14 protein-coding genes are annotated in these 17,432 nt (G+C 47.8%); 3 read left to right on the top strand and 11 right to left on the bottom strand.

Translation table 11 applies throughout. The features are described 5' to 3' along the window. Positions 1-147 precede the first annotated feature (147 nt). The 3 genes from xseB to F7D47_RS11870 all read left to right on the top strand — a co-directional run bounded on the left by xseB (position 148) and on the right by F7D47_RS11870 (position 2,474). Entirely contained in the window at positions 148-342 is a 195-nt protein-coding gene (gene xseB / locus F7D47_RS11880; protein WP_118081266.1) for an exodeoxyribonuclease VII small subunit, read from the top strand. Between the two features lie 1,360 nt (positions 343-1,702). Continuing rightward, positions 1,703-1,897: a hypothetical protein gene (locus tag F7D47_RS11875; protein WP_117588040.1), complete on the top strand. Its 195-nt coding sequence runs from the start codon at positions 1,703-1,705 to the stop codon at positions 1,895-1,897. Further along, positions 1,869-2,474: a GNAT family N-acetyltransferase gene (locus tag F7D47_RS11870; protein ID WP_153086264.1), complete on the top strand. Its 606-nt coding sequence runs from the start codon at positions 1,869-1,871 to the stop codon at positions 2,472-2,474. Before F7D47_RS11875 ends, F7D47_RS11870 begins: the two co-directional genes overlap by 29 nt. A gap of 357 nt (positions 2,475-2,831) precedes the next feature. Here the strand turns inward: F7D47_RS11870 and F7D47_RS11865 are convergent, their stop codons facing one another. The 11 genes from F7D47_RS11865 to F7D47_RS11815 form a co-directional block, all read right to left on the bottom strand. Next, the gene (locus F7D47_RS11865) at positions 2,832-3,575 is read right to left on the bottom strand and encodes a hypothetical protein (RefSeq protein WP_022120806.1); all 744 of its coding nucleotides are present in this window, start codon (positions 3,573-3,575) and stop codon (positions 2,832-2,834) included. A 46-nt stretch (positions 3,576-3,621) separates the two neighbouring features. Further along, the gene (locus F7D47_RS11860; protein ID WP_006847742.1) at positions 3,622-4,233 is read right to left on the bottom strand and encodes a polysaccharide deacetylase family protein; all 612 of its coding nucleotides are present in this window, start codon (positions 4,231-4,233) and stop codon (positions 3,622-3,624) included. Positions 4,234-4,306: 73 nt separating this feature from the next. Then, a complete protein-coding gene (locus tag F7D47_RS11855; RefSeq protein ID WP_153086265.1) occupies positions 4,307-7,741 on the bottom strand; it encodes a glycosyltransferase family 117 protein in 3,435 nt (1,144 codons plus the stop codon). A 166-nt stretch (positions 7,742-7,907) separates the two neighbouring features. Then, positions 7,908-8,609, bottom strand: coding sequence for a metal ABC transporter ATP-binding protein (locus F7D47_RS11850; RefSeq protein ID WP_153086266.1), 702 nt, complete (start codon positions 8,607-8,609; stop codon positions 7,908-7,910). A gap of 13 nt (positions 8,610-8,622) precedes the next feature. Next, positions 8,623-9,528: a metal ABC transporter solute-binding protein, Zn/Mn family gene (locus F7D47_RS11845; protein ID WP_153086267.1), complete on the bottom strand. Its 906-nt coding sequence runs from the start codon at positions 9,526-9,528 to the stop codon at positions 8,623-8,625. Between the two features lie 53 nt (positions 9,529-9,581). Next, positions 9,582-10,034: a YqaA family protein gene (locus F7D47_RS11840; RefSeq protein WP_118080959.1), complete on the bottom strand. Its 453-nt coding sequence runs from the start codon at positions 10,032-10,034 to the stop codon at positions 9,582-9,584. Further along, entirely contained in the window at positions 10,031-10,978 is a 948-nt protein-coding gene (locus F7D47_RS11835) for a hypothetical protein (protein ID WP_153086268.1), read from the bottom strand. Before F7D47_RS11835 ends, F7D47_RS11840 begins: the two co-directional genes overlap by 4 nt. A 123-nt stretch (positions 10,979-11,101) precedes the next feature. After that, positions 11,102-12,370 carry a phosphoribosylamine--glycine ligase gene (gene purD / locus F7D47_RS11830; protein WP_153082968.1) on the bottom strand — a complete coding sequence of 423 codons (1,269 nt, stop codon included), beginning with the start codon at positions 12,368-12,370 and terminating at the stop codon, positions 11,102-11,104. A gap of 75 nt (positions 12,371-12,445) precedes the next feature. After that, positions 12,446-14,689 carry a S9 family peptidase gene (locus tag F7D47_RS11825; RefSeq protein WP_228113378.1) on the bottom strand — a complete coding sequence of 748 codons (2,244 nt, stop codon included), beginning with the start codon at positions 14,687-14,689 and terminating at the stop codon, positions 12,446-12,448. Positions 14,690-14,814: 125 nt separating this feature from the next. Beyond that, positions 14,815-16,413, bottom strand: a complete 1,599-nt coding sequence (locus F7D47_RS11820; RefSeq protein WP_153086270.1) for a THUMP domain-containing class I SAM-dependent RNA methyltransferase — start codon at positions 16,411-16,413, stop codon at positions 14,815-14,817. Next, positions 16,397-17,338, bottom strand: a complete 942-nt coding sequence (locus tag F7D47_RS11815) for a serine O-acetyltransferase (RefSeq protein ID WP_117694464.1) — start codon at positions 17,336-17,338, stop codon at positions 16,397-16,399. Before F7D47_RS11815 ends, F7D47_RS11820 begins: the two co-directional genes overlap by 17 nt. Between the last annotated feature and the right edge of the window lie 94 nt (positions 17,339-17,432).

The following is a 17,432-nucleotide window of genomic DNA, read 5'->3' as shown; positions in this document are numbered from 1 at the left end:
AAAACAAGCTATGCAACTTAAAATTGGGTACCTTTTTCAGTGCCCTCCCAGGGCATCGCCCTGGGTAATAAAGGACGCAATCTTGTCACCCTGTAAGGGCAAAAGCTTTAAAATATCCACTGTTACTCCAAAACAAAAATAAAAAATATGGAAAAAGAAGAAATGAAATACGAACAAGCCGTAAGAGAGCTTGAAGAAATCGTTGACAGAATGGAGAATGATGAACTCGATATTGATCAGCTCTCTGAGCAGTTGAAACGTGCCAAAACCTTGGTGAAACTCTGTAAAGACAAACTCACCAAGACCGATGAGGAAATCAAGAAACTCCTCAGCGAGGATTGATTTACTGAGTGGCGGGCCGATTTTTCTTTGATTCTTCATTGGATTCATTGAATTTTAAAGGGTTAATGTTTAGTTTTGCACACGGATCTCACGGATTTTGGCTCCTTCGGAGTTTTGGCTGTGAGTCTTAGTGAGTACCGTTGCTTGCAACGAAGAAGATCCGTGAGATCCGTGTGCGACTTAAATACTATCCGTAACCATGATACTTAGGCATCGTAACCATGATACTTAGCGGTCGTAACTATCTTGTTTACGGCCGGGGGGTAACTAGGGTGAGTAGGAAATCGATTTTTCTGGGAGCCTATATATATACTATATCTTTCCTATAGTAAACGAACCTTTACATAAGGAAACTCTTAGAAAGTACCCTCCCCTTACTTACCCTACCCACCCCTAGAAGGGCAGGTCGGGGGCGGTATCCTGCTGCGAATAGTCGTCCTCTGCCCTTGGCGATGAAATCGGTGAAGGGTGAACCCAGATGCCAACCTTTAGCGTTAATAATGTGTTAAAAAACTATATAACCCATTATAATAGAGACTCTTATATTTCTAGCATGCGCTGTATATACAAAGTTCTTTTTATTAGGGTTCACCCCGGAGCCGAAAAGGTGAATGCTTGGGGCAAGTGTTCACCCCGCTGTTCACCAATCGGTAAGTGTCGGCAAAGTTACGACAAAACGGCGATATAGGAAATCGGAATTTACCACATTGTAGTAAAAATTAAAAAAAATAAATAATAAATCTTTTAAAAAAGGGGACGATGAAAAAAAACTTCTTTCTGTCGATGAGAAGTGTTGCTCTCCGAGTTTGTTCGTTTTACCAATTGGATTTTCACCCATTATGCTAGCGAGGAGGTTCGCCTGAAGGTATGGATGGGTATTGGCACGGTGTTGTTCTGTCACACGAAGGAGAACGCCGATTACGGTTGGCATCCTTTTGGGGTACTCCCAAAAGAACTTGCCTGTCGGTGATTTGTTCCTCCGTAGTCGGATAATTAAGATGGAAAGAACATATAAAAAAGCATAAAAAGTTTCTGGTTTTTCTCATAGACAATTTAAATTTTATATTTTTGTGCAAAATTAGAAACAATGACAGAACTATTTCCATGACAGTCCTTTGTTGTCTAAATTTCAGTGACAAAGAGTTATTTGCTTTTAAAAGATTGGTATATTTCTCATCGATCATTTTTCCATAGATGGTTCCCCCAACAGTACGATGCTCATTGTCTATTTCATAATCTGGCTGTATAGTTGATTTTTGGGTAATTGGCTGATAATTTGCAGATTTATTCTGATTTTCTTGGTGGTTTCGAAGAATATGTGTAATTTTGCGACATTATTAAACGTTTAAAATGAAAGGTTATGGCTTTAGAGATAAGAAGTATTCCTGTTTTGACAGGTGAGACTGCTGAACGATTTGTTCGTGAGGCAGAGGAGAATGAACGCAATCCACAAAGAAAGGCATTGCGAATGTCATTTGCTGATGTGGAGAAAATATTGGTTCGTTCAACCGCTAATTTGAAAGCACATGGAGGAAAGAGTCCTTTTGCAAAGTAATTGCTCTCTTTATCGGGTTACGACAAAAGAAGAGCTTGACTCTTTTAGCTGTGGTGATGAAGATCTTGATGATTTCTTTCACCAGGAGGCTTGTCTTTATTATGGGCAATTATTGGGAAAAACATATTTCTTTGCCACGGAAAAAAGTGGTAAGGATGAAATCGTTTGTGCCTTTACATTGGCAAATGATAGTATCAAGGCTGCTTTGATTCCGAATGCTTCAAGAAACAAAATACAGAGAAAAATTCCTAATTCCAAAAGAACAAGAAGTTATCCTGCAGTATTGATAGGAAGACTTGGAGTTGCGAAGAATTTTCAAGGTACTAATGATGGTATTGGCTCACAAGCAATTGACTATATCATATCTTGGTTTTTGTTACCTGATAATAAGACTGGTTGCCGTTTTATTGTGGTTGATGCCTATAACAAGGAAAATGTATTACGTTTTTATGGAAAGAATGGCTTCAAATTCTTGTACTCAACAGAAGAATTAGAGAAAGAAGCAAATCATATTCCTGATGATGAACACTTAGAGTCAAGGATGATGTATCTTGACTTGTTGGGTTATATAAGATAAAAAACAAGAGGTAATCTTTAGAATTCTTCTTAACTCTTTTTTGGCCCACAGATCTCTCAGATTAACACAGATGGGGCAGACGTGAAGTCTGCTTATATCCAAAGAATTGGCTGAACTAAAATATACTTATTGGCATAGCCCAATCAATGGGCTATGCTGATGAGTTTTTCTATCTGAATATATTGGTATCACTGATTACTATTTCAATTAGGCAAGAACGAAATTATGTAATACTTCCTCTGTCGTTTTGTTGAGTAAGACGGCAACTTTGGATTCTGTAATCAAACCACTTGGCAGGGCACGATAGATAAGGTTCTCGAATCTGGTGCTGTGCTCGTCATCAATGATGCTTTTCTCTTATTCTTCTGCCAGTTCTTTCATCGCATCGTTTAATGTGTTGAAAAGAACGTTGATGTTTTCTTCTTCATTCTTGCATGCCTCCTTGAAGAGGGCAACTGGATCTTCGGTGCTGCTCTTGAGCGGAGTCTCGTTGAGCAGGATGTTGACATTGTTCAGTAACATGCCGTGAAGGGTAGGCATGTGGAGCTGGTGCTGCTCGCCCTCCTTGCTGCCACACTTCAAGCCTGCGGCGTATGCCTTTACGATGATGCGGACCAGGAGATGGATGGCCATCGGCTCGTCGGCGAGACTGATGAGAATGCCGTGGGTGTAATCGCGTACATGCTCTTCAAGAGTCGTAAACTTGCCTTGCAGAAGCCAGGTGAAGTTGCGCTTGTATTCTGATTCCATCGCCTTGTAAAGCTGGTTCGATTTGCAGGCTATGCGCAGGTAGTCGAGCATGGTTGGCTCAAAGGTCGGGTCAGCCTGTTTCATGCTGTCGAAGTTCTTCTTCATGCGCTCGTTGGCTTCCTCGGCTGTCTTGTAGTTGAGGCGTACGAGGGTAGAGAACATGATGTCGAAGAAGTATTGGTTTACCTCGCCGTAGTGCTCCAGCATCATCTGCTTGATCTGTTTCGGGTCGTTCTTCTTGCTGAAGTCATTGCCTTCGATGGTAGCATCGATAATGCCACGTGCGTAAGCTTCGAAGAAACCTCTTACAAATGCAGCTACTGCCTGATAACTGTTGATTCTTTTGCTCATTTCTTGTCTGTGTTTATTGGGCTGTTCCTGTTTGGGAATAACAGCTTCATTCAAAAGTCTTAAATTCATAACCCTGTTCCATGAGCCATTCTATGGCCTGAGGGAGCGCTGTCTTCAGCTTTTCAATGCTCTTCAGCGAGTCGTGGAAGGTGATGATGCTGCCATTGCGGGCATACCGCTTGACATTGTTCACCACATCTTCTGCCGTCATCCATTTGGAATAGTCGCGCGTCACCACGTCCCACATGATGACCTTGTAAGTGCGGTGCAGCCACCAATACTCACTTGGTCGCATCCAGCCGTGAGGTGGACGGAAAAGATGGGCATGGATGATGTCGTTCGCCTTATTGGTGTTGAGCACGTAGGAGATGACGCGGTGCTTGAAGGCACCGATATGATTGAATGTATGGTTGCCTACCTGATGACCCTCTGCCACAATCTGGTTGTAGAGGTCATGATGGCGCAATACATTCTCGCCTACCATAAAGAAAGTAGCCTTGATATTGTACTTTCTCAGGGTCTCTAAGATGAATGGAGTTGACTCTGGAATCGGACCGTCATCAAATGTAAGATAGACAGAATGGTCTTTCTTGTCCATTCTCCAGATGGCCTTTGGATATAACCATCTGAGCCATTTGGCTGGTTGCTCTATGAACATGGATAAAACAGGTTTATATGAATAATGAAAAGTTTGGTGTCGTGTTTCGCGACACCAAACTTTTTTCTATTTTTTACTGATTGCCTTCCGGCATTCTGCCACCTCTGCCATGATAGAGACGGTAGAGGTTGTTGAGCTGCTTCTCATACTTCTGCTCCAACTGTGGACTCACCATTCCGGCAGCCTCGCAGATGCTCTGCATGATCATGATCTGACGGATGCAGTCGTGCTCTGACTGGAGGAAACGGTCGTTTGGCAGCGAGAGATAGTAGTTGAGGTATTGTGAGGCATTCTTCCATACTGCTTCTATATATTCCTTACCCTTGGCTTTCTGACCGGTCATCAGCCAGCCGCGAGCCATATCCAAGCCACCGCTCATGTAGTCGAGCGTAACATTGTAGGCAGGAATCTCGGTATCAGCCTTCTTCAGGATGTTGATAGCCTTCTGTTTCTTGCCTTCGGCGATGAGCTGGAGGGCTGTCTGAGCGAGCAGGCGACGGTGTGTATAACACATACGCATGGTTGTCTCGTCGATGTAGAGTCCCTTCTGCTTCAGGTTGCCGAACTTGAATCGGGTCATGATGTTGTGATAAGCCTTCTCTGTATCGAAGTTCTTGGCACCTGGCTTGTTGGTGGTGAACGGAGTGATACGGTTCACAAGTCCCTCCTGTACGAAGTTGTCACCGAGGTTCATATAGTTCTCTTCGCCTACGGTGAGTGCTACGTAGAGTGGACGGGTCCAGTTACACTGTGCCAGCATTTCGAGCATCATGAGGTCGCCCTTGTAGAGTGCGCTCTTGCCGGCAAGAGAGATGACCATCTTGTCTGGAATAGAATCTGATGCCATCATCATGCCGCTCTTCTTTACAGCCTCCTTGTCGATGGTGACATAGAGGGTATCCGTAGGGATGAAGTGCATGTCAGGGTTCTTGCTGCGTACCCAGTTCTTCAGGATGTTCTTGAGCTCGAACGGTTCGGCACCAAACTGCTTCTTGGCATTCTCTGGATTCTGCTTGTAGAAGTCGAGAATCTGCTTCTTTGCTTCAGGCTCAACAGATACATATTCGTTGGTACCTGAACAGAAGTCGAGACGTGGCCAGGTGATTGGCACAGATGGTGAGTTGTATGCAGGACGCATCATCTGGTCGATATACCAGTCGGTCTGCAGGTAGCTCAGGTTACATACGCGGGCATCTGTTCCTACGCCTTCTACCTCCTGATTGTACCAGAGTGGGAAGGTATCGTTATCACCATTGGTAAAGATGATAGGGTTGCCCTTCTCCTGGAGTGACATCAGGTAGTTCTGACCGAAGTCACGGCAGGTGTAACGGTTTGAGCGGTCGTGATCATCCCAGGTCTGTGATGCCATCTGGATAGGTACGAGAAGTGTGATGACAGCTACGATAGCTGTTACAGCAGTACCGCTGAGCTTCATCTTGCGCTTCAGAATGTCGATGATGGCGAGAACGCCGAGACCGCACCAGATAGCGTATGCATAGAATGAACCGGCATAAGCATAGTCACGCTCACGTGGCTGCATCGGTGTCTGATTCAGGTAGATGACGATGGCAAGACCTGTCATGAAGAACAGGAAGAATACAATCCAGAACTGCTGGATTCCGATAGGGAGGAGTACTTCCTCTTCCTTGCCGTTCTTCATTACCTTCTTCTTGCGGGTATACCAAGCCTGCCAGAAAAGTCCGATGAGACCGAGAATCAGCGGCATGCAGTAGAATACATTGTGTCCCTTGTTCTCCTTCAGGTCGTCTGGCAATTTGCTCTGGTCGCCATAGAGTGAATTATCAATGAATGAGAAACCGGTAATCCAGTTTCCGTGCTCTGGCTCACCATTGCCCTGGATGTCGTTCTGACGGCCGGCAAAGTTCCACATGAAGTAGCGCCAGTACATGAAGTTGCACTGGTAAGAGAGGAAGAAGCGGATGTTGTCAAACTGTGACGGCATCTTCACCATCATACTCTCTCCGCAGCGGTCGTAAGGAATCTCTGTGCCTTCTACACCGCCCATCCAGTCTTCGTATGCCTGGGCATGAGCCGAACTGTACATACGAGGGAAGAGCATGTTCTGGGCATAGATATACTTATTCTTGTGACTTACTACGAAGTAAGAGTCCTTCTCATCAGCCGAAGCTTTCTCCTTGCGCTGGTAAACCGGTGCGCCTTCCTTCATGACAGGTTTGCACATGTTGCCGTCTACTTCGAGGGCTACCTGTGATGTATAAGCCTGGCCATAGAACAGAGGGCGGTCGCCATACTGGTCGCGGCTCAGATAACTTCCCAGGGTAAAGATGTCCTCAGGAGAGTTCTGGTCCATAGGAGGGTTGGCAGAAGAACGGATCACGATGAGTGCGTAGCTGGAATAACCAATCATCAGCATCAGCATGCAGAGCAAAGCTGTGTTCTTGACGCGTGCTGAGATGAGAGGCAGGAGCTGCATCTTCTTTTTGGCGATGCCAGTAGATTCGTCAACGCCTGTTACTACTTCCTGCTTGCGCTTGTAGCCGAGTACGAACCAGAGGATAACCAGCACGATGATGCCGGTAATGGCAGCAGTCCAGCCATATCCGTAGAATGGGATGCCGAGCATGCCGAAACCGAGAACGAAGGCGATATTCTGCTTCTTCTCGTTCTTCTCTGATGCATTACAGGTCTCGTAGATGCCCCAAATGACAGAGGCTACAAGACAGATGATGTATACGATTTCACCGGTATTGAACGGACAGCCGAGGGTGTTGACAAAGAACAGCTCGAACCAGCCGCCTACGGTGATGATACCTGGAACCACACCATACAGTACGGCTACCACTACGAGAAATGAAAGGAACAGCGCCAGGAGCGAGCCCTTGAGGTTGGCATGTGGCACCTTCTTGTAGTAATAAACCAATACGATGGCTGGGATACAGAGCAGGTTGAGCAGGTGGACACCGATACTCAAACCGGTCATATAGGCAATGAGCACAAGCCAACGGTCGCTATGAGGCTCGTCAGCATGGTCTTCCCACTTCAATATCAGCCAGAATACCACAGCGGTAAAGGCAGAAGAGAACGCATAAACCTCACCCTCGACAGCAGAGAACCAGAAGGTATCGCTGAAGGTGTAGATGAGTGCGCCCACCATACCGGATGCCTCGATGGCAATCAGCTTACTGGTGGTCAGTTCTTTCCAGTCGCTGATGACGAGTCGGCGAGCCAGGTGGGTGATGGTCCAGAAGAGGAACATGATACAGACGGCGCTCAGCAGGGCGCTCATCGTATTTACCATCTTGGCTACCTGGGTAGTGTCGCTGGCGAAATGTGTGAAGAAATTGCCTAAAAGCATGAAGAATGGTGCCCCAGGTGGGTGACCGATCTCCTGCTTGTAAGCAGTCGTAATAAACTCAGGACAGTCCCAGAAACTGGCTGTCGGTTCAATTGTGGAACAATAAGTGAACGCCGCAATGATGAATGCGACCCATCCGAAGATATTGTCCACTAATCTGTACTGTTTCATTATTGTTTAAACTTTAATGTATTATATTTCTTTCTGAATGCTTTCTCTGTTTCTGAGTGCTTTCTCCGTGCCTTTCAAAAAGGCACATTCCAGTTGCAAAGATAATAAAAAGATGAGATAATATGGATTTTTGCACCTGTTTTTTAGGCATTATTATATAATAAGCCTATACATTTAAGAAATGCTCTTCCAGTTTCTCTCTCGGCATATCTGCCGTATCGTGGTAGTGGAGATGATGATTTACGCAGGCAATGTGCTTTACGTTATTGAGCACTTCGGCTACATCATGGCTTACGATGATAATGGCGCACTCCCGGTTGATCTGTTCCAGCATCTCGTACATCTGCTTCTGGAAACGGCGGTCGATGTAGGTGTTGGGCTCATCCAGTATCACTACATCGGGTTTGGAAACAATGGCGCGGGCGAGGAGTACTCGCTGCAGTTGTCCGCCGCTCAAGGCTGCGATATGGCGGTCTTTCAACTCCGTGAGCTGCATCTGTTCCAGACAGTCGAGAACCTGCTGGTGCTGTGCCTGGGTGTATCTCGAAAAGAGACTTTTGGCCTTACTGAGTCCTGAGAGTACCACTTCATAGACGGAGATAGGGAACTGTTTGTCGAGATGATTGTATTGGGGCAGATATCCCATACTGATTTCCCTTACTTCCTCCCCGTCTTTATAAAAGCGGATGCTGCCGTCTGTGGGTTTCATCAGTCCCAGGATGAGGCGCATGAGAGTTGTCTTGCCACCACCGTTGGGACCGATGATGCCAAGATAATCGTCTTTGCAGACGGTGAGATTGATGTCATTGAGCACCTGCTTGCCGTCATAGCCAGCAGAAAGATGCTCGATTTTTATGATTGGAGTCATATTATTTTAGTTTTTACTTCCCAACAACGATTTTCTTGCCTTGTACCGCTGCTGCCGCTTCCTGCATCGCCCAGTTCCAGTCTCCCTGCAATGGGTTGATATTCATTGCCTTGGTCTGGCTTTCCTTGATGAATGTATTGGTGTTGCGGTTGGCAAACTCTGCTTGTATGAGGCAATATTTGATCTTCTCTTTTCTGGCTCTCTCGATGAGGCTTTTCAGCTGGGCAGCACTCGGCTCCCTGCCTTCTTCCTCAATGGCAAGCTGCTCCAGCTGGTAATCACGGGCAAAGTAGGTGAGGATAGGGTGATAGATCACAAACTTGCGTACCATCTCGGGATGATTCTTGAAACCCTCTCTGATGGTGCTGTCTCGCTTGTCGATGATCTTCAGCAGCGACAGATAGTTCTTCTCAAAGAACGGCTTGTTCTTCGGTTCCAGATTGTAGAGCGCCTTGAGAATGTTGCTGGCTATGATGCGGGCGTTGCTGCAACTCATCCACACATGCGGGTCGATGTTGCCACCCGGAGTCTTGGCAGGCTTGATACCTGCGGATGTATCTATTACCTTCATATCCGGAGCATTGTCCTGCAGCTTCTTCATCCAGGTCTGTTCGAAACCGATGCTTCCCACTTTCAGATAGAGGGCACTCCTGGAGAGTTCCATCATCTGCTGGGCATAAGGCTCGTAAGTTTCAGGATTGTTGCCGTTGGATACCATCACGTTGACATCCACCTTGTTTTCGGCAATCTTATCCACGAAAAACTTGTAGGGAGGGATGGTTACGGTAACAGCAGGTTTGCCATCGCTGTTGGCGACAGATTCCTTTCCGTTACTTTCTGCGGTGTTACCTTTCTGCTGGCTGCCTTTACAGCCCGCGAAAACCACACATAATATAATAAGGTATAAATACTTTCTCATAAGCAGTCAATCTATATGAATCAATTCTTTGTTTTCTTTCTTCTGATGCTGGTTTAAAAGATGAAACTGAGTCCGTAAACCAGCAGTACATATCTCAACACCTTTCCGATGGTGATGCTGATGACAGAAATCACGATGTTGGCTCTGGTCAGTCCCAAAACGATGGTGATGGCACTTCCCAACAGGGGCAGGAAGGCGAAGAATCCCATCCAGGCTCCTCTGTCGGCCATGAAATGCTGAGCCTTGTCAAGACTCTCTTTCTTTACATGCAGATATTTCTCTATCCATTCCAGCTTGCCCATCCGTCCTACGCCATAGTTGAACATAGAACCGAGCACATTGCCGATGCTTCCATACAGTACGAGCTGGATAGGTTCCAGTCCGGCAGCCTGTAAGCCCGACATGACCACCTCGCTGCTGAAGGGAAAGAAACTGCCGGCAAGGAAGGCTGATACCAGCATGCCCCAGTAGCCCCAGCTCATTAAGAAATCTATTATCCAGCTCATAGTAATATGCTCTCTGGTACGAGTATGTTGTAAGCCATGATAAGTACCAGCATGATGAGCAGCAGGATGAAGGAGATGTTGGTAAACTTACCTCTGGTGAATGTGATGAAATGGGCGATAAGCGGTGCTGTATTCACAATCAGGATGCCGCCCAGTTCCTGTATATGTTGAGGCTGGAGGACGATGAAGATGATGCAGGCAACCGATATCATGATAAACGTTTCGTAGATCATGCGGGTGCGTATCTTATCGCCGTAGCTGGTGCGTATGAAGTGGATGGAACCGATGATGGTGAGCAGGGTAACGAAACTCAGGTTCAGAACCTGATGGTCGGTAACCTGCGAATAATCAAAGAGTTCGCTGTAGTTGATGAATTCGCAGAAGTGGTCAGCCAGACCCTGTATGTTGTCGGTATAGAAGAAATAACCGGCTGCAAACCAGTAGGGCACGATGAGACCTACCAGGGATGCAAAGAATGTCTTTACGCTAAACGAGAGGGTAAACACCATCATCATAATCCACAGTATAGGCATGAAATAGCCTATCTGCACGAAAATCATCGATGCCAGACCGATGCAGGCAAAGGCGTAGAAAGTCCAGCCTGTTGAGCGTTTATCCTGATAGCAATTCCAGATAATGAGATAAAAGGCGATGAAACACATCGTCACAATACTGCTTTTTAAAGAGAGGTGGGGGAGTCCTGTCATCGTCAGTAATGCCAGAAAACTGCAGGATACCATTCGGCTGTAGGTACGCATGAGGGCATTACGGTTGTTCAGTTCCACCATCAGCAGGGTAGACATGGCTGTGAAAGTAAATTCTACCCAGATATTGGATACCAATAAACCTACTGCAACCCAAACCAGCGTGGCAAGGGTTGCAGTAATAGGTAAAGAGTAGCGGCTAGCCGCTACTTTATTTTGAAAAGTTTTCTTTCTTAACATCTAATTCAATGTTGAATGCTTAAAACAATGTTGAATGTTAAGTGTTGAATGTTGAATTAGGCTAGCGCCCTTGAGTCCGTTAGGCAATTCAACATTCAACATTCAACATTCAACATTAAAAAACTAAAGGTCCTGTCCGATATCAGAACGGAAGTACTTGTCGGTGAACTGGATCTTCTGTGCCTCGGCAAAGCTCTTCTTCAGGGCTTCTTCCTTGTCCTTGCCGTAGCTGCTTACGCAGATGACACGACCACCGTTGGTTACTACCTGACCATCCTTCATGGCTGTACCGGAGTGGAATACTACAGAGCCTTCCACGTCATCGATGCCATGGATAGGATAACCCTTCTTGTAAGCCTCAGGATAACCGCCGCTTACGAGCATCACGCAGACTGCTGCACGCTCATCAAACTCGATGCTGCGCTTGTCCAAGTCGCCTGCTGCTACACCCTCAAAGAGATCCACGATGTCGCTCTTCAGACGGAGCATCACGCTCTCTGTCTCAGGGTCACCCATACGGCAGTTGTACTCGATGACCATAGGCTCGCCTTCAACGTTGATCAGACCGAAGAAGATGAATCCCTTATAGTCGATATTCTCCTCAGCAAGTCCCTCTACGGTAGGACGGATGATGCGCTCATCTACCTTCTGCATCCACTCCTTGGTAGCGAATGGTACAGGGGTAACGCTACCCATACCGCCGGTATTCAGACCGGTATCGTGCTCGCCGATGCGCTTGTAATCCTTCGCCTCAGGCAGAATCTTGTAGTTCTTGCCGTCGGTCAATACGAATACAGAGCACTCGATGCCGCTCAGGAACTCCTCAATCACTACGCGTGCAGAAGCGTTGCCGAACATACCGCCGAGCATCTCCTTGAACTCTTTCTTAGCCTCTTCCAGGGTAGGGAGGATGAGAACGCCCTTACCGGCGCACAAACCGTCAGCCTTCAATACATAAGGAGCCTTCAGTGTCTCCAGGAATTTCAAGCCTTCCTCTACGTGCTCGCCGTCGAAAGTCTCATACTGGGCAGTAGGGATGTTGTGGCGCTTCATGAACTTCTTGGCGAAGTCCTTGCTGCCTTCCAGTACGGCGCCAGCCTTTGATGGACCGATGACAGGAATGTTCTGGGTGCGAGGATCGTTCTTGAAGTCATCGTAAACACCCTTTACCAATGGGTCTTCCGGACCTACTACCACCATATCAACGCCATTTTCAACTGTGAAGTTCTTGAGCGCCTCAAAGTCGTCTGCCTTGATATCTACGTTCTCGCCGACATTCTGAGTACCGGCATTACCAGGAGCGATGAAGAGTTTCTCACACTTTTCGCTCTGAGCGATTTTCCATGCTAAGGCGTGCTCGCGGCCACCGCCTCCTAACAATAAAATTTTCATTTGCTGTAAGTTATTGTTTGTTATTTGATGTAGAAGTAAACTCCCCTTTTCCGGGGGATGTTTGCTCCTAGATATTTACTTGAGATAATCGAAGAAATAATTGCTGATGCGCTCATGCAGATGAGTGCTCTGATGACCTCTCATGTTGTGAGGCTCGCCAGGATAGACGAAGAAGTCTGGCTGGGTGCCTGCTGCGATGCAAGCCTTGAGGAAGGTGAGGCAGTGCTGTGGCACTACAGTCACATCGTTCAAGCCCTGGATAATCTGCAGCTTGCCCTTCAGGTTCTTTGCCTGATAGAGCAGGGAGGTCTTCTTGTAACCCTCTGGGTTGGTCTGTGGGGTGTCCATATAGCGCTCGCCATACATCACCTCGTACCAGTGCCAGTCGATAACCGGACCGCCTGCTACGCCTACCTTGAACACATCTGGGTGGTTGGTCATCAGCGAGATGGTCATGAATCCGCCGAAGCTCCAGCCGTGAACGCCAATCTTGTCAGCATCTACGTAAGGAAGCGTCTTCAGATATTCTACGCCCTTCATCTGGTCTTGCATCTCAATCTGTCCGAGCTGGCGGAAGGTAGCCTGCTCGAAAGCCTTGCCACGGTTCTCGCTTCCACGGTTGTCGAGGATGAAGAGCAGATAGCCCTTTTCTGCCATGTAGGTTTCCCAACCACGGCTAGAGTAGTTCCAGCGGGCATCTACGTTGTGGGCATGAGGTCCACCATATACATATATAATGGTAGGATACTTCTTGTTTGGATCGAAGTTTACCGGCTTCACCATTCTCCAGTAGAGGTCTGTTTCGCCATCGGCAGCCTTGATGGTACCGCAGCTGTACTCAGGCACATTGTAGCCCTTCCAAGGGTTCTCGGCAGTGAAGTAAGCGGTGCGCTTGCCGTTCTCGGTATTCACGAGGGCAATCTTGCGAGGCACGGTAGGAGTAGAGTAGTTGTCGAAGACATACTGTCCGTTCTCGCTCAAAGTGGCGCTGTGCCATCCCTTGCCGCAATCATCTACCAGCGTACGTTTGCCGGTTTTTGTGTCTACGGCAAAGATGTTTCTCTGGATAGGCGATTTCTCGTTGGATGCGATGATGATACTCTTGCGCTTGGTGTTGAAGCCGAGTACTTCCATCACTTTCCATTTGCCGGAAGTCAACTGCTTGATTTCGAGCGATTCCGTGTTGCTGGCCATGCGACTTCCGTGCTTGCCCAGGGTGCAGAGATAGAGGTGGTTGTAGCCATCCTTGCGGCTCTGCATGATAAAGCTGTTGCTGTCCCAAGGCAGGAACTGGATAGGATGACATGGTTCTACATATTTCTCATCGGTCTCGCGATAGAGTTCGCCTGTCTTCTCGCCAGTTTCTGCATTGTAGGCAGTCAGACGGCAGTCGTTCTGGTCGCGGTTCAGTTCGAACATATAGATGGTCTTGCTGTCCGGACTCCATGCGATGTTGGTGAAGTAGCGGTCGGTTGGATCGCCAGCCTTCAGATAGACGGTCTTGCCGGTCATGCAGTCGAACACGCCTACGGTTACCTTGTGTGATGTCTCGCCAGTCATCGGATACTTGTCTGGTGCAGGAGTAGCAATGCAACTCTGTGTTTCAGGATGATTGAAACCGATTTCCGGGATGTCGACCTGCGGATAGTCGGTTACCATACTCTGGTCCATGCGATAGAAGGCGAGCAGTTCGCCGTTAGGACTCCAGAAGGTTCCCTTGCTGATGCCGAACTCATCGCGGTGAACACTCTGTCCATAAACAATTTCGCGGCTTCCGTCCTTTGAGAGTTGGAAATCGTGAGATTTCTTCTCTTTTGTCAGGGCGTTGCTGGTTACATCGAAGGTACGCACATAGAGGTTGCTGCCCTTCAGATAGGCGAAGGCGTTCTGCTGGGCGTTGGCCTCCAGGAGGTTCTCGCCGTCAGCAAAATCCATCTCGCTCAGCAGCTTATGCTTCTTGAAGTCTACGGTATAAGTCTTGCTGCCGTTGCTTACCATCACGATACTCTTGCCTGCAAAAGGGAAGAGAGCATTGTATAGGGCTCTTACCTTGATGTCCTTGGTAGGAGCAATCCACTGGTTGATGTCGTTGATGCCGAAGAGCTTGGTCTCCTTGCCTGTCGTCTTGTTGACGAGATAGCAGGCATCCACATCCTGGCGAACGAGCTCATTGCCCCACCAGGTGCACCAGCGGTTCTTAGCCACCATGTTACGATAGTTGTTGCCGCCGAAGTTCAGGTCTTCCAGCGTAAAGGTTTTCTTGCCTTTCTGGGCAGGAACCACGCCCTGAGCCTGTAAGTCGGTTGCATTCATAGCCATCATAATCATAGCAGCAAAAGATAATTTATAAATTGAATTCTTCAGATTCATTATATTCTTTACTTTACTTTATCGGGTTTACCACCCATGCGTCGTGAAACACGACGTATGGGTAGTATGTCTCTTTAATCCTCGTCGTCGAAGTCAACGCTGAAGTTCTTCTTGCCTCCGCGCTTGCCTCCGAAATCACGGCCACCACGCTTGTCGCCCTTGAAGCCACCACGCTTGTCGCCTTTCTCGAAACGCTTTCCGTCGCGCTTGCCACCGAAGTCGCGCTTGCCACCGAAGTCACGGTCACCCTTGCGGTCGCCCTTGAAGCTACGGCTGCCACGCTTGTCATCGTCGTCATCATTGCGTCGACCGCCACCGATACGTGAACGGCCGCCCTTATGGAACTCAGCACGCTTCTTCTCGAAATCTTCCAGACGGTGAGTATGGAACTTGAAAGAACGGATATCGTCCTCCTCGTTTTCAGTCTCCTCGCTTACACGCTTCTTGAATTCACGCTCCTTCTTGAAACGGTGCTTCTGAGCCATCTCGCTCTTCTCACGCTCAGTCTTCACAATACCGCCTTCAGAACGGAAGTCCTTCATCTTGCCGTCGAACATCACGTACTTGCGGAATTCGCACTCCAAGCTTCCGTTGAATACAGGAATCTTGATAGATGGTTTCAGACCAATCTGCTCGAAGCACTCCTCGCGGTAGCTCAATACCCAAGCCTCGTTGCCGGCAAAAGCCTTCTTGAAGCGCTCGCCTATCATCTTGTAGGTGTTCAGGAGGTTAGGGGTAGAGATGCGCTCACCGTATGGAGGGTTCATCACGATGATGCTCTTCTCGGCAGGCTGGGTGAAGTCCTTGAAGTCCTGCTGGGCGATGGTGATATCCTTGCTCAGTCCGGCAGCACGAACGTTGAGATTAGCTGTGTTGACAGCCTTCATGTCAACATCGTAACCATAGATATGGTGCTCGAACTCGCGCTCCTGAGAGTCGTCGTTATAAATCGCATCGAAGAGATCCTGGTCGAAATCGTTCCACTTCTCGAAGGCAAACTCCTTGCGGAATACACCTGGAGAGATGTTGCGGGCGATGAGGGCAGCTTCGATGGCGATGGTACCTGAACCACACATCGGGTCGATGAAATCGCATTCGCCCTTCCAGCCAGTCATCAGAATCATACCTGCAGCGAGAACCTCGTTCAGAGGAGCCTCTACCTGCTCCTGGCGGTAGCCACGGCGGTGCAGACTCTCACCACTCGAATCGAGACTCAAGGTGGCATTGTCTTCTGCAATGTGGATGTTGAGGCGGATATCCGGGTTAGATACGCTGATATTTGGACGTGTACCCTGCTTCTCGCGGAACCAGTCAACAATCGCATCCTTTACCTTGTAGGTTACAAAGCGTGAGTTGCGGAACTCCTCTGAGTAGACTACTGAGTCAACAGAGAAAGTCTTCTTCACGTCTAAGATGTCATCCCACTTGATCTTCTGTATCTGATCATACACCTCTTCAGCGCTTCTAGCCTTGAAGTGCTTGATAGGCTTTAAGATACGGATGGCTGTGTGCAACTGGAAGTTAGCACGATACATCATTTCCTTGTCGCCTGTGAAAGACACCATGCGGCGACCGATCTGTACATTATTGGCACCCAACTGGGTGAGCTCTTCAGCCAAGACAGGCTCGAGGCCCATGAAGGTCTTGGCAATGAGTTCAAATTCCTGTTCCATTATTGAATTCTATATCTAATAAACTTTGTTTTTCTTTTTTATATTTCTTTGTTTTCGGTTTCATATCCTTGGTAACCCATACATTGGCTCCCACTACGCAGCCTTCTCCGATGGTGATGCGACCGAGGATGGTGGCATTGGCGTAGACGATGACATCATTCTCGAGGATAGGGTGGCGAGGGATTCCCTTGATAGGGTTGCCGTCCTTATCGAGAGGGAAACTCTTGGCTCCGAGGGTTACACCCTGGTAGAGTTTCACATTGTCGCCGATGATGCAGGTTGCTCCAATCACCACACCCGTACCGTGGTCGATGGTGAAGTGCTTGCCGATGGTAGCCTCCGGGTTAATATCAATACCGGTTTCCGAATGCGCCAGCTCAGTCATCATTCTCGGAATGAGCGGCACTCCCAGTTCGTGCAGCACGTGAGCGATGCGGTAGTTGGTAATCGCCTTGATGACCGGGTAGCAGGAGATGATTTCTCCGTGGCTCATGGCAGCCGGGTCGCCCTCGTAGGCAGCCTCTACATCGGTAGCCAGAATCTTGCGCAGTCTCGGAAATTCCATGATTGCCTTGGCTGCAATCACGCCTGCCTTGGCACGCTGGTGCTGCAGTTCAGCCTGGGTTTCCGTTTCGCAGTCGTTGGCGAAGCAGAGACCGGCGAGAATCTGCTCTGATAGCATCTCATAGAGTTTCTCTACTCTTACTCCAATATGATATTTGATGGTTGAGATATTTACCGAAGAATTGCCGAAATATCCCGGAAAGAGGATAGAACGGGACAAACTGATGATTTCTTCGAGCGCCTTGCCCGAAGGAAGTGGATTCCCGTCTCGATGCTGATGGAAGAGCCCCTTCAAAGATTCAGCGCTCGAAAGCTCCTCGATGGTCTCTGTCAGCTGATGAGTTAATGTATCTTTACTCATTTTCTTAATGTCTCAATAAAATTTGAGTGCAAAGATACGATTATTTTCTTGAATGACAAAGAAATAGCCACGGTTTTTTGTATTTTTTTTAGTG

It is taken from the genome of Segatella copri (assembly GCF_009494835.1).
Taxonomy (GTDB): Bacteria; Bacteroidota; Bacteroidia; order Bacteroidales; family Bacteroidaceae; genus Prevotella; species Prevotella copri_F.
The sequence above is the reverse complement of the archived record's forward strand: the minus strand, read 5'-3'. Positions and strand labels throughout refer to the sequence as shown.

Excerpts from the sequence above, each read along its gene's own strand:
- F7D47_RS11845 (WP_153086267.1), bottom strand. The coding sequence starts at position 9,528 with ATGAGAAAGTATTTATACCTTATTATATTATGTGTGGTTTTCGCGGGC.
- F7D47_RS11870 (WP_153086264.1), top strand. The coding sequence starts at position 1,869 with ATGGAGGAAAGAGTCCTTTTGCAAAGTAATTGCTCTCTTTATCGGGTT.
- F7D47_RS11855 (WP_153086265.1), bottom strand. The coding sequence starts at position 7,741 with ATGAAACAGTACAGATTAGTGGACAATATCTTCGGATGGGTCGCATTC.
- F7D47_RS11875 (WP_117588040.1), top strand. The coding sequence starts at position 1,703 with ATGGCTTTAGAGATAAGAAGTATTCCTGTTTTGACAGGTGAGACTGCT.
- F7D47_RS11815 (WP_117694464.1), bottom strand. The coding sequence starts at position 17,338 with ATGAGTAAAGATACATTAACTCATCAGCTGACAGAGACCATCGAGGAG.
- F7D47_RS11860 (WP_006847742.1), bottom strand. The coding sequence starts at position 4,233 with ATGTTCATAGAGCAACCAGCCAAATGGCTCAGATGGTTATATCCAAAG.
- F7D47_RS11820 (WP_153086270.1), bottom strand. The coding sequence starts at position 16,413 with ATGGAACAGGAATTTGAACTCATTGCCAAGACCTTCATGGGCCTCGAG.
- purD (WP_153082968.1), bottom strand. The coding sequence starts at position 12,370 with ATGAAAATTTTATTGTTAGGAGGCGGTGGCCGCGAGCACGCCTTAGCA.
- F7D47_RS11865 (WP_022120806.1), bottom strand. The coding sequence starts at position 3,575 with ATGAGCAAAAGAATCAACAGTTATCAGGCAGTAGCTGCATTTGTAAGA.
- xseB (WP_118081266.1), top strand. The coding sequence starts at position 148 with ATGGAAAAAGAAGAAATGAAATACGAACAAGCCGTAAGAGAGCTTGAA.
- F7D47_RS11835 (WP_153086268.1), bottom strand. The coding sequence starts at position 10,978 with ATGTTAAGAAAGAAAACTTTTCAAAATAAAGTAGCGGCTAGCCGCTAC.
- F7D47_RS11850 (WP_153086266.1), bottom strand. The coding sequence starts at position 8,609 with ATGACTCCAATCATAAAAATCGAGCATCTTTCTGCTGGCTATGACGGC.
- F7D47_RS11825 (WP_228113378.1), bottom strand. The coding sequence starts at position 14,689 with ATGGCTATGAATGCAACCGACTTACAGGCTCAGGGCGTGGTTCCTGCC.
- F7D47_RS11840 (WP_118080959.1), bottom strand. The coding sequence starts at position 10,034 with ATGAGCTGGATAATAGATTTCTTAATGAGCTGGGGCTACTGGGGCATG.